Genomic DNA, 12,559 nt, shown 5'->3' on the forward strand with positions numbered 1-12,559 from the left:
GTGGTCCTCACGGGTTGCGCGTGGGGGCGGGGGAAAGAAGAAAGCTCAGGGGAACGTCCAGCCGCTGGTTCCACGAGGCCTCATTGTGCTGGGCGCCGGGGAAGACCAGGCTCTGGAAATCGCCGGGGCCGTAGCCGCGACGGCGGAAGACGGCGTCCACCTGGGTCTGGAAGGCGGCGTAGAACTGATCCAGGGTCACATCGCCCCGGTCGAAGTAGAAGCGGTTCGCGCCGGGCGCCGGCAGGCCGCGCTCGATCACCCCGGTCCAGGCGGCGACCAGACGTTCGCGCCAGGCCTCCAGGCCTGGGCCGTCCAGACCTGTGACCCGCAGCGGCCAGTGGGTCGATAGACAGGCGGCGGCGGAGAAGACTTCCGGCCGCTTCATCACCGCATACAGGGAGATCAGCCCGCCCATGCTGGAGCCGCTGATCAGGGTGTCCTCGCGGCCGGGCAGGGTGCGGTAGGTCCGGTCCACGAAGGGTTTCAGCTCTTCGGTCAGGAAGCGGATGTAGCCGTCCGACAGGGGCGGGCCGCCATAGACGGCCTGAACATCGCCGCGCATGTCCTCGGGCAGGGCCGCGATCAGATCGGCCGGGACATATTCCCGCAGGCGAAGATCCGTGTTCCAGACGCCGACCACGATGGGGGCGCGCACCTGACCGCCGGCGATCAGCCGCGTCAGATGCTCGTCCACCCCCCATTCGCCGAAGTTGGCCGTCGAGGGATCGAACAGATTCTGTCCGTCGTGCATGTAGAGGACGGGATAGGCCGCATCCGACGTCTCATAGCCGGGCGGCAGCCAGACGGAGACGTTCCTCGCCTTCACATGGGCCGAGGTCACAGCCTCGTGGAGGATCAGACGGCCGGCCGCCGTCTGCGCCCGTGCGGCGCCGGCGAAGGGCAGGGCGGCGGCCAAGGCCAGGAGCGCGCGGCGGTTCACGCCCTTTGCTCCCGCACCCTCAGGGCGCTGAAGGCCGCCAGCAGGAAGGAGGCGGCGCCCAGCACCAGGGCCCAGATCGCCTGGCCGCTGAAAAAGTGCTTCAGAATCAAACCCAAAACCGTGGCCGCCAGCAGTTGGGGCACGACGATGAAGATGTTGAACACGCCCATATAGACGCCCATCTTCCGCGCCGGCACCGCCGCCGACAGGATGGCGTAGGGCATGGAGACGATCGAGGCCCAGGCGAAGCCGACGCCGATCATCGGCAGCCACAGCAGGCCCGGCTCGCGGATCAGGAAGACGCCGAACAGGCCCGTCGCGCCGAGCAGCAGCATCAGGGCGTGGGTCGCCCTGCGGCCGATCCGCCTGGCCAGGACCGGCAAGGTGAAGGCCGCCAGCGCCGCGACTCCGTTATAAACCCCGAACAGAACCCCGACCCAGTCGGCCCCGGCGGCGTAGGCGGCCGAGGTGGTGTCGGTCGTGCCGTAATGGACGCTGGTCACGGCGGCGGTGGTGTAGATCCACAGGGCGAACAGGGCGAACCAGCTGAAGAACTGGACCACCGCCAGATCGCGCATGGTCTGGGGCATGCGATAGACGTCGTTCAGGATCTCGGTCACGGCGTTGACGATGCGGCGGCGTTGCATCATGCCCACTGCGATCTGCAACAGGCCGAAGCCGACGAAGAAGCCGGCCAGGACCAGCAGCTCCTTCTCCAGATCCAGGCCGACGATCAGCACCAGGCCGAGCCCCCCCAGAACGGCGCAGACCAGGCCCGAACCCATCCAGCCCCGCACGCTGCGGGCCGGCGGCTCAGGCGCATCGTCTGCCGGGGCGGCGCCCAGGGCTTCAAGGCGCGCGCGTTCGAAGGCGGCGAGCTGTTCGGGGCTGTATTCGCGGGTGCTCAGCACCGTCCACAGCACGGCCGTGAACAGGCCGGCGGCGCCGACGTAGAAGGCGATCTTGACCGACAGGGGCACGACGCCCGCCTCGGCGGTCGAGACGACGCCGAAGACGTTCGACAGCAGCCAGGGCAGGACCGAGGCGAAGACGGCGCCCGCGCCGATGAAGAAGCTCTGCATCGCATAGCCGGCGGTGCGCTGCTCCTCCGGCAGATTGTCGCCGACGAAGGCGCGGAACGGCTCCATGGTGATGTTGATCGAGGCGTCCATGATCCACAGCATGGCGGCGGCGAACCACAGGCCGGGGCTGTTGGGCATGGCGATCAGGGCCAGGGTGGTCAGGATCGCCCCAACCAGAAAATAGGGGCGGCGACGCCCGAAACGCGTCCAGGTCTTGTCGCTGAAATGCCCGACCAGGGGCTGGACCAACAGACCCGTCAGGGGGGCGGCGATCCAGAGGATCGCCAGGCTGTCGACCTCGGCGCCCAGGGTCTGGAATATCCGGCTGGTGTTGGCGTTCTGAAGGCCGAATCCGATCTGGATGCCGAAGAAGCCGACGCACATGTTCCAGATCGCCAGGCCGGACAGGCGCGGGCGGTGGGAGAGGATGGGGGCGGCGGCGCTCATGACCTTCCCTCGCTTGCGGGGGAAGTGTCGCGTCGTGGCGCGCAGCGACACGCGTGACGATGGGGGGAGTTCAGCCTTCTGTCAGAAGACTTCCCTCTCCGACCCTGGATCGCTGCGCGATCGACGGGCCACCTCTCCCGCAAGCGGGAGAGGGTCTTAGCACCGCCCATCACCGCCGCCCCCGCCCGACCGGCACGAACCGGATCGCTTGGCCGCCGCCGGGCGCCAGGGCCAGGGTCAGGACGTCGGTGGAGGTCACGTCGCGACGTTCGATGACGATGTCCTCGCGCTTGCCGCGATAGTCAGCCTCGGGGCCGTCGCGGTAGATCTCGGCCCGGTAGCGCCGGCCGGGGTCCAGGAAGTCCAGAGGCGCCGTAAGGACGCGCGGATGCTCGTCGGTGATGGCCCCAAGGGCCCAGACGTCGGAGGTCCGATCCTTGCGCGCTATGGCGACATAGTCGCCCATCTCGGCCGCGAGCACGCGGGTCTCGGCCCAGTCGACCGGCACGTCCTTGATGAACTGGAAGGGGCCGGGATTGGCCTCGTAGTTGACCAGCAGGTCGGCGGCCATCTGGATCGGGCTGTAGATGACGACATAGAGGGCCAGCTGTTTGGCCCAGGTGGTCTGGACCCCGCCGGGGCTGCGCGTCTCCATGCCGAAGATGCCGGGCGTATAGTCCATCGGCCCGGCCAGCAGGCGGGTGAAGACCAGGTTCGGCTCGTGCTCGGGCGGATTGCCCGGATTGCCCCAGGCCGAATACTCCATGCCGCGCTGACCCTCGCGGCTGATGATGTTCGGATAGGTGCGGCGCAGGCCCGTATCCTTGAACGGTTCGTGGGCGTTGATCGCCACCTTGTGCCGTGCGCCCGCCTCGACGACCTTCATATGGTGCTGGGCCATGGCCTGGCTCTCGTGCCAGGCCATCACCATCCGGCCGTCCGGCCCGGCGACGCGAGCGCCGCCTGCGTCGGCGACATAGCCGGTCTTGACCGAATGGACGCCCAGCCGCTCATACAGGGCCATGGCCGGTTCGAGCTGCTGCTCATAGTGGAAGGCGTTGCCGCCGGTTTCGTGGTGGCCGATCAGCTGGACGCCCTTGGACCGGGCGTGGGCGCAGACCGCCTCGATGTCGAAGTCGGGATAGGCTTCGGTGAAGCTGAAGTCCGAACCATTGGCGAACCACTGGCCGTCCCAGCCCTTGTTCCAGCCCTCGACCAGGACCCCGCCCAGGCCGTGCTTGGCCGCGAAGTCGATGTGTTTGATGGCGTTCTCGGTGGTGGCGCCGTGTTTGGGGCCGGAGTTCCAGCTCTTCAGCTCCAGGTGCATCTCCCACCAGACGCCGACGTATTTCATCGGCTTGAACCAGCTGACGTCGCCCAGCCTGTTGGGCTCGTTCAGGTTCAGGATCAGGCTGGAGTCGATCAAGCCCGCAGCGCTGTCCGAGATCTGCAGCGTCCGCCAGGGTGTGTTGAACGGCGCCTGGCGCACCACGGCGGCGTTGGTCAGGCCGGGCGTCAGCTGGGCGCGGAACCTGGTCTCCTCCGACCGCCTGAGGTTCATGCCGGCGTAGTCGATGCAGGCGGCCTCGTGGATCGAGACGTGCAGGCCCGACCGTCCCTTGACCGTCATCGGCGTCTGGGCGCTGCCGACCGCGCTGATCGGGGTGCGGCTGTAGAGATATTCCTCGCGGTTCCATTCCCAGGCCGGGCACCACAGGGCCTCGCCGTCCTCGGCCAGATTGAACTCGGTGATCTCCGAACCGATGCGAACCGTCTTCAGGGCCGGCTGGTCCGGGAACTCGTAGCGGAAGCCCAGGCCGTCGTCATACAGGCGGAACACCACCTCGACGCGCCGTTGCAGGCCGCCGGTCTCGGCGTAGCGGACCCGCCATTCGTTATAGTGGTTGCGGATGAAGCGGCGCTCGCCCCAGGGCTGCTCCCAGGTGTCGTCGAAGGTCACGGGCTGACCGGCCGTGATCGCCAGACCCCGTTCGATCGCCGGGGCGTCGGTCAGCAGGAAGCCGAGCTTCGACGGCGCCACGACCACCCGTCCCTGACGCAGCACCGAATACATCGGCCGGCCGTCGTTGTCGGTGAAGGCCTCGACCGTCAGCACCCCGCCGGGGGAGCTGGCGCGGGCGTGGGTCGGCGCGGTCTGGGCGCGAACGCCCGTCGCGCCGAAGGCCAGGATCGAGGCGCCGCCGAGGGCCAGGAAGGATCTGCGCTTCATCTGTGAACTCCGTTACGCCGCCTCTTGCCAACCGCCGCGAACGGTGGCTGAAATGTTTGCAGAAAAATTTGCAGGCCTGAAAGCCTGTGCTGAGGACCCGCGACCTTGAGCCGCAAGACAACCCGCCTTGAAGACATCGCCCGCCTGGCCGGCGTCTCCGTCGCCACCACCTCCCGAGCGCTGAATGACAGTCCTGCGGTCAACGACCGCACCAAGCAGCTGATCTGGAAGCTGGCGAAGGAGCACGACTACCCCTTCCGCCGCTACATGCCCGCCGGACCGATCGGGGCCCAGGGCACGATCGCCCTGGTGACGCCGCGACCCCAGGGGCGGGAGGGCCGGATCTCGGACCCCTTCTTCCTGGAGCTTCTGGCCGGGGTGGGCGAGGCGGCGCGCGAACGGGGCTGCGACCTGCTGATGAGCCACATCTCGCCCGCCACCTATGACGAGCTGGCGGCGGCGATGAACACCAGTCGTGCGGACGGCGTGATCTTCCTGGGCCAGTCCAGCCTGCACGGCGCCTTCAACCGGCTGGCGGCGGGCGACCATCGCTTCGTGGTCTGGGGCGCCGACCTGCCGGAGCAGGACTACTGCTCGATCGGATCGGACAACTTCTCGGGCGGTCGCCGCGCGACCTCGCACCTGGCGCGACTGGGCCGCACGCGGATCGTCTTCCTGGGCGATCTGGATCCGCCCGAGGCCATGCAGAGGCACCGCGGTTATCTGGAGGCGCTGGAGGCGGCGGGCCTGTCGGTCGATCCTGACTTGATCGTGCCCGCCCATTTCGAGGTCGAGTCCGCCGAGGCCGCCGTGGACGCCCTGGTGCGTCGGGGCGTCAGGTTCGACGGGGTGGTGGCGGCCTCCGACCAGATCGCCCTGGGCGCGGTGCGCGCGCTGGAACACGCCGGCCTGACCGTGCCCGGCGACGTCTCCGTCATCGGCTTCGACAATGTGCCCTTCAGCCGCTACTCGCGCCCGGCCCTGTCCACCATCGCCCAGGACACGATGAAGGCCGGACGGCTGATGGTGTCCAAGCTGCTGGACCACGGTGGCGCGACGGCCGGTCGGTCGGAACGGGTGCCCACCGACCTGATCGTGCGCGAGACCTGTGGCGGCTGAACGGCTCATGCCAGTCTGAAGACCAGGCCGGCGAGCGGAGGCAGGGCGGCGCCGTCGGCCTCGGTCCAGTTGATCGTCTCGATCCGCGTCGCGTTTGCGGGCGGGCTCCAGTCGATCCGCTCATGGCCCAGGTTGAAGACGCACAGCAGCCGCTCTTCGCCGCCGCCGCGTTCCCGGCGTTCGAACATCAGCAGGTCCGAGGTTTCGATCGGCGTCATGCCGCCGAAGCGCAGGGCCGGGTGCTGATGACGCAGCCGGATCATCCGCCGCGCGACGTGAAGGGTCGCGGCCGGGTCGGCCTCCTGCGCATCCACCGCCAGCGGCAGATGGCGGGCGTCGACCGGCAGCCAGGGCTCGACGGTCGAGAAGCCGGCGTTGGCCTGATCCGCATGCCAGGGCATGGGGGTGCGGGCGCCGTCGCGGCCCAGGGTCTCGGGCCAGTTGGCGATGGCCTCGGGATCGACCAGCCGCTCGAACGGCACCTCGGCCTGGGGCAGGCCCAGCTCCTCGCCCTGATAGACGAAGACATTGCCGCGCAGGCAGACCAGCAGCATCAGGGCCATCTCGGCGAAGGCCTTGCGGTCCCGCCCTTGCGCCCAGCGTGACACGGCGCGCGGCGCGTCATGGTTGGAGAAGGTCCAGGACGGCCAGCCTTCGCCCTGCTGATCCGGCCACATGGTCTCGCCCCGCGCGACCAGTTCGCTCTTCAGCGTGTCGGCGTACAGATACAGGAAGCCATAGGCCGAGTGCAGGCGATCGGTCCCGGCGGTGTATTCCTTCATCTCGCGATCGGCGTGATCGCCGCCGACCTCGGCCACGGTGAACCGCCCCTCATAGCTGTCGGTCAGGGCGCGGATCCGGTTCAGGAAGCCGAGGATCTCCGGCTGGCTCTGGTTGTAGATCTTGTCCTGGAAGTCGAAGGGCCGGGTGCGCTTCTTGCCGTCCTTGATCGGCGGATTGTCGGTCAGCTTCAGGTCGTGGATGGAGAAGTTGATGGCGTCCAGGCGGAAGCCGTCGACGCCCCGGTCCAGCCAGAAGCGCGCCGCTGCGATCAGGGCGTCCTGGACCTCGGGGTTCCTGACGTTCAGCTGCGGCTGCGAGGCCAGGAAGTTGTGCATATAGTACTGGCCGCGCCGCGCGTCCCAGGTCCAGGCCGGGCCGCCGAACACCGACTGCCAGTTCGACGGCGGCGATCCGTCCGGCTTGGCGTCGGCCCAGACGTACCAGTCGGCGTGCGGGCCCGAGCGCGAGGCTCGGCTGTCCAGGAACCAAGGGTGCTCGTCCGAGGTGTGGGAGAAGACCTGGTCGATCACGACCTTCAGGCCCAGCGCATGGGCGCGCGCCACCAGGGCGTCGAAATCGGCCAGTGTCCCGAAGATCGGATCGACGTCGCAATAGTCGGCGACGTCATAGCCGAAGTCCTTCATCGGCGAGGTGAAGAAGGGCGACAGCCAGATGCCGTCCACGCCCAGCGAGGCGACGTGATCCAGATGATCGGTGATCCCCTTCAGGTCGCCGACCCCGTCGTTGTTCGCATCGGCGAAACTGCGCGGATAGATCTGGTACAGGACGGCGCCCCGCCACCATTCGTGATGGGCGGTCGCCGGCTGGGCGGCGGTCGCGAGGTCGAGGCTGTGGGCGTTCACTGGGGCGTGCTCTTGCAGATCAGGTAGTCGAGAGGAGGAATGCGGACGGCGTAGCTGGCCGGCGCCGAGGCCAAGGATTCGCAGTCGCCGCGCACAGCTTGCCACCGCAGCGAACCGGGCTCCACCTCGACCTGGGCCGTCACCTCGGCGGTCGAGCTGTTGAAGAGGACCAGGGTCTCCCCGCCGGCTTCATCCAGGCGGGACAGGGCGAAGATTCCGGGCGCGTCGCCCGCCGCGCGAACAACCTGTCGGCCCCGGCGCAGGGCGGGATCAGCGGCGCGAATTCGGGCCATTTCGGCGATGGCTGTGTAGAGGGGCGCTGTCGTGGAATAGGGCGTCTGCCGTCCGCCGACCGGCTGTTCCGCCGCATAGACCTGGGTGCGGCTGGGCCACATGTCCTGGCGCGAGTTTCCATAGCCGCCGGCGCCGGCGAAGCCCTGTTCGTCGCCGTAATAGAGGGTCGGCACGCCGCGGCTGAACATCATCAGGGCGTGGGCCAGTTTCACCCGGGCCAGGATCTCGGCCTCGTCGGCGTCGGGATTGGCCTGTTTCACGAAGAAGCCGACCCGGCCCATGTCGTGATTGCCCAGGAAGGTCGGCAAGACGGCGGCGGTCTCGGCGCCCTTCGCGTAGATCGCGTCGGCGGCGAACAGTCGGGCCAGGGCGTCGGTCCCCGTCTTGCCGGATGCGACCTCCACCGCCGTCTTCTGGAAGGGGAAGTCGAGCACGGCCGGATAGGCGTCCTCCCGCGTGAACCGCGCCGTGACGGCCGGATCGGCGTCGAACACCTCGCCGAAGATATGGAAGTTCGGGATGCCCCTGGCCCGCGCCCGCTCCAGCATGGCGGGGATGAAGGCCTGCCAGAACTCGGGGTTCACGTGGCGGGCGGTGTCGATGCGGAAGCCGTCGATCCCGTATTTGTCGATCCAGCCGCCGAAGACGTCGATCATGCCCTGGACCACGACGGGGTCTTCGGTCAGCAGATCGTCCAGACCGGCGAAATCCCCGTCCAGCGAGCTTTCGCCCGCGAAGGTGCTGTCGCCCCGGTTATGATAGTGGATCGGGTCGTTCAGCCAGGCCGGGACCTTGGCGGTCTCTTCGCCCGCCGGGACATAGGGGGTGTAGGCGTAGTCGGGCCGGGTCAGGCGCGAGAAGTCCCGTCCGTCGAAGCCCGCGTTGATCGCCGCCCCGTCCACTCCGCCGCGGCGGGTGTAGGGATAGTCGGCCCGGCTGCGGTATTCGCACGGCCGGTCCGGGCATTCGCGGTAGCGGATGACGTCGGCCGTGTGGTTGGCGACGATGTCCAGATAGACCTTCATGCCCCGCGCATGGGCCGCATCGACCAGGGCCCGCATCGCCGCCTCGTCGCCGAAATGGGGATCGACGACCGTGAAGTCGGTGATCCAGTAACCGTGGTGCGCCGCGCCGGTGTAGCCGTTGTGCGTCTGCACCGGCTTGTTCTTGAACACGGGGGCCAGCCAGACGGCGGTGGCGCCCAGGCCCTGAATATAGTCCAGCCGCTGCGTCACCCCGGCGAGATCGCCGCCGTGGTAGAAGTCGGTGTCCGACGGATCAAAGCCGCTTTTCAGCCGCTCGGGGGCGTAGCCGCCGTGGTCGTTCGCGGGATCGCCGTTGGCGAACCGGTCGGGCAGCAGGAAGTAAATGACCTCGTCCTGCGGCGGACGCTGACGCAGCGCCGTCAGGGCGTCGGCTGCGGGCGACGCGGCCGGGGCCTCGGCGCGGGCCTGAAAGGGCAGGGCCGAAAGGCTCGCCATCAGAGCCGTCGCTGCGGCCAAGGCGCGGGCGCGGTTCGTCTTGCGGGGGGCAAGGCTCATCCTGTCGGTCCTCCTGTCTGGAAAGTGCAAAGCCTTCCAGATCGATTTGCAAGATTTTGCAGTCCTGGGGCCGCCTGTCAACGCGGATTGGAATGATGCAATGCAGCGAAAGCTTGGCCTTATCCGTCCGTATATCCGCGTATACCGGGCTTTTGTAGCTCTGGAGAGTGCGACGAAAATGCGTCGCCCACATTAACGGCTTGCAACCTTGTCCAAGATTTGCATATTTTTGCGAAGGCTTCGGCTGCGACATTCAGAATCGCGGCGGCCCCCAGGGAGGATGACCATGTCTCTACGTCTTAACCGGCGCGTGCGCCTGCTGTCGGGCGCTGCTGTCGGCGCCGCCGCCTTCGTCGCCGTCGGTGCGGCGCAGGCTCAAACCGCGACCACCGGCCAACAGGCCGATCAAGCGCCGACCGAAGTCGGCGAAATCGTCGTCACCGGCATCCGTCGCTCGATCGAGGCCTCGATCTCGGCCAAGGCCAACAACACCTCGATCGTCGAAGTCATCTCCGCCGAAGACATCGGCAAGCTGCCGGATGTCTCGATCGCCGAATCCCTGGCGCGCCTGCCCGGCGTGACGATGCAGCGCCTTGACGGCCGCAGCCAGCAGATCTCCATCCGCGGCCTGGGCCCGGACTTCACCACCGCCCTGCTGAACGGCCGCGAACTGGTCACCACCGGCGACAACCGCGGCGTCGAATTCGACCAGTTCCCGTCGGAACTGCTGGGCAGCGTTGTCGTCTACAAGACCCCGGATGCGGCCCTGCTGGGTCAGGGTCTGGCGGGCTCGGTCGATCTGCGCACCGTGCGGCCCCTGGCCTACGGCCGTCAGGCAATCGCCCTGAACTATCGGCATGAGTGGAACGACATCGGCGCCCTGAACTCGGGCACGACCGACAGCGGCGACCGCTACACCGTCTCCTACATCGACCAGTTCATGGACGGCACCCTGGGCGTCGCCCTGGGCTACGCCCACATGAGCTCGCCCTATCAGTCCGAGCGGTTCAACGCCTGGGGCTATCCCACCTATTCCGACGGCAATCTGCTGACCGGCGGGGTCAAGCCCTACGTCATGTCCTCGGAGCTGGAGCGCGACGGCTATATGGGCGTCTTGGAATGGCGCCCGAACGACCGCATCCATTCGACGATCGACGCCTTCTATTCCGAGTTCAAGAACACCCAGGTCCTGCGCGGCATCGAATTCCCGCTGGCTTGGGGCGGATCGTCGGGCGACTGCACCGTCAACGTCGCCTCGCCCGTCTGCCGTCCGGCGCCGTCGCTGCGCCCCGGCTACACCGTGGAAGACGGCCTGATCGTCGCCGGCACCTGGGACAACATCAAGGGCGTGGTCCGCAACGACCTGAACAAGCGCGACAGCAACATCACCGCCCTGGGCTGGAACACCGAATTCGTCGCCAATGACGATTGGACCCTGGGTCTGGACCTCAGCTATTCGAAGGTCGAGCGTGACGACATCATCCTGGAGACCAACGCCGGGACGGGCCGCAACATCAACGGCGCCCTGGACACCCTGGGCTTCGAACTGACCGACGACGGGGTGACCCGGTTCAACAGCCGGCTCGACTACGCCGACGCCAGCCTGATCCGCATCACCTCGGCCCAGGGCTGGGGTTCGGACGTCATTCCGGGCGGCCAGGTCGGCTATATGAACACGCCCTCGATCGAGGACGAGCTGAAGGCGGCCCGCATCACCGCCAAGCGGACTCTGCACCAGAGCCCGTTCAGCTCCATCGACTTCGGCCTGAACTATACCGAGCGCAACAAGAGCTTCGTCAACGACCAGTACTATATCGGCGTCCCCGGCGGCGGCGATCTGTTCGTGCCGTCGGAATATCTGCTGGCCCCGACCGACCTGGGCTATCTCGGCATCTCGCAGGTGCTGAGCTATGACGCCCTGGGCGTGGTCAACAGCGGCCTGCTGGATCGGGTTCGCAACCCCAACGCCGACGTCGCCGCCGGCAACTGGGAAGTGACTGAAAAGGTCTCTACCGCCTATATCCGCGCCAACATCGACCACGAACTGTTCGGCATGCCCCTGACCGGCAATGTCGGCATGCAGTTCGTCTATACGGATCAGAGCTCCAGCGGCTTCTCGGCGCGGCAGGTGGGCCCCGGCGTGGCCGAAACGGTCGCCGTCAACGGCGGTGCGGAATATCTGGAGATCCTGCCAAGCTCCAACTTCATCCTGGAGGTCGGCGACGACATGTTCGCCCGCTTTGCGGTCTCGCGCACCCTGGCGCGTCCGCGGATGGACGACATGCGCGCCTCGCGGAACTACAGCTACAACACCAGCCTGGCCCAATCGACGGACATCAACCGTTCGCCGTGGGGCGGCGGCGGCGGCAATCCGGAACTGCGGCCCTATATCGCCGACGTCGCGGACCTGTCGTTCGAGAAGTATTTCGCCAACCGCCGAGGCTATGTCTCGCTGGCCGGCTTCTACAAACACCTCGAAAGCTACGTCTATAACCGCAACCAGATCTTCGACTTCAGCGGCTATCCGATCGGCGTGATCTCGCCGACCAACCCCGAACCGGCTCTGCGCCAAGGTCTGGTCGGTGCGCCGGACAACGGCGACGGCGGCTGGATCAAGGGTCTGGAGTTCTCGGTGTCGGCTCCGTTCGACCTGCTCCACCCCGCGCTCGAAGGCTTCGGGGGCGTCTTCAGCGCCTCGGCGACCGACAGCGAGGTCCAGCCCGACCCGACCCAGGCCCCGACCACCCTGCCGGGCCTGTCGGAGACGGTGGTCAACGGCACCCTCTATTATGAGCGTTACGGCTTCCAGGCGCGGGTCTCGGGTCGCTACCGGTCGGACTTCCTGGGCGAGGTCGCCGGCTTCGGCAACGGCCGCACCCTGCGGTCGGTCGCGGCGGAAACCGTGGTCGACGCCCAGATCGGCTATGAGTTCCAATCCGGTCCGCTGGAAGGCCTGTCGATCCTGGCCCAGGTCAACAACCTGACCGACGAGCCGTTCAAGACCTTCGAAAACGGCGATGAGCGCCGGACCATCGACTATCAGAGCTATGGCCGGACCTTCGCGGTGGGCATGAACTACCGCTTCTGATTTCTCCCCTGAGCAAACTGTGGCCGCCTCGGAAACGAGGCGGCCTTTTTTCTTTTGTGGGACTGTTGCGCGCCAAAGTTTGGTTACAGGCGCCCTTTTTCCGCTGGACGGCGCGTCCGCTATGGCCGAACCAAGGCGATCAGAACCGCGCGGGCACAGCGCGGCGTCTTCG

7 protein-coding genes are annotated in these 12,559 nt (G+C 67.4%); 2 read left to right on the forward strand and 5 right to left on the reverse strand.

Features of this window, described 5'->3' with window-relative positions; all coding sequences use genetic code 11:
* Positions 1-7: 7 nt before the first annotated feature.
* The 3 genes from BSP_RS06160 to BSP_RS06170 all read right to left on the reverse strand — a co-directional run bounded on the left by BSP_RS06160 (position 8) and on the right by BSP_RS06170 (position 4,699).
* Positions 8-940, reverse strand: a complete 933-nt coding sequence (locus BSP_RS06160) for an alpha/beta hydrolase (protein ID WP_194167010.1) — start codon at positions 938-940, stop codon at positions 8-10.
* Positions 937-2,469, reverse strand: coding sequence for an MFS transporter (locus BSP_RS06165; RefSeq protein WP_152949649.1), 1,533 nt, complete (start codon positions 2,467-2,469; stop codon positions 937-939). The genes BSP_RS06160 and BSP_RS06165 overlap by 4 nt, the downstream gene beginning before the upstream one ends.
* Before the next feature lie 169 nt (positions 2,470-2,638).
* Positions 2,639-4,699, reverse strand: coding sequence for a glycoside hydrolase family 97 protein (locus BSP_RS06170; RefSeq protein ID WP_152949650.1), 2,061 nt, complete (start codon positions 4,697-4,699; stop codon positions 2,639-2,641).
* Between the two features lie 105 nt (positions 4,700-4,804).
* On the opposite strand from BSP_RS06170, the gene BSP_RS06175 reads away from it, so the two are divergent.
* Positions 4,805-5,818, forward strand: coding sequence for a LacI family DNA-binding transcriptional regulator (locus BSP_RS06175; RefSeq protein WP_152949651.1), 1,014 nt, complete (start codon positions 4,805-4,807; stop codon positions 5,816-5,818).
* Positions 5,819-5,823: 5 nt separating this feature from the next.
* On the opposite strand, the gene BSP_RS06180 is transcribed toward BSP_RS06175, so the two are convergent.
* Positions 5,824-7,464, reverse strand: coding sequence for an alpha-amylase family glycosyl hydrolase (locus BSP_RS06180; protein WP_152949652.1), 1,641 nt, complete (start codon positions 7,462-7,464; stop codon positions 5,824-5,826).
* A complete protein-coding gene (locus BSP_RS06185; RefSeq protein ID WP_152949653.1) occupies positions 7,461-9,299 on the reverse strand; it encodes an alpha-amylase family glycosyl hydrolase in 1,839 nt (612 codons plus the stop codon). The genes BSP_RS06180 and BSP_RS06185 overlap by 4 nt, the downstream gene beginning before the upstream one ends.
* Before the next feature lie 286 nt (positions 9,300-9,585).
* Between BSP_RS06185 and BSP_RS06190 the strand changes: the two genes are divergently transcribed.
* Positions 9,586-12,387, forward strand: a complete 2,802-nt coding sequence (locus tag BSP_RS06190; RefSeq protein WP_227976058.1) for a TonB-dependent receptor — start codon at positions 9,586-9,588, stop codon at positions 12,385-12,387.
* The last annotated feature ends 172 nt before the right edge of the window (positions 12,388-12,559 follow it).

The organism is Brevundimonas sp. Bb-A (assembly GCF_009394735.1).
GTDB lineage: Bacteria > Pseudomonadota > Alphaproteobacteria > Caulobacterales > Caulobacteraceae > Brevundimonas > Brevundimonas aurantiaca.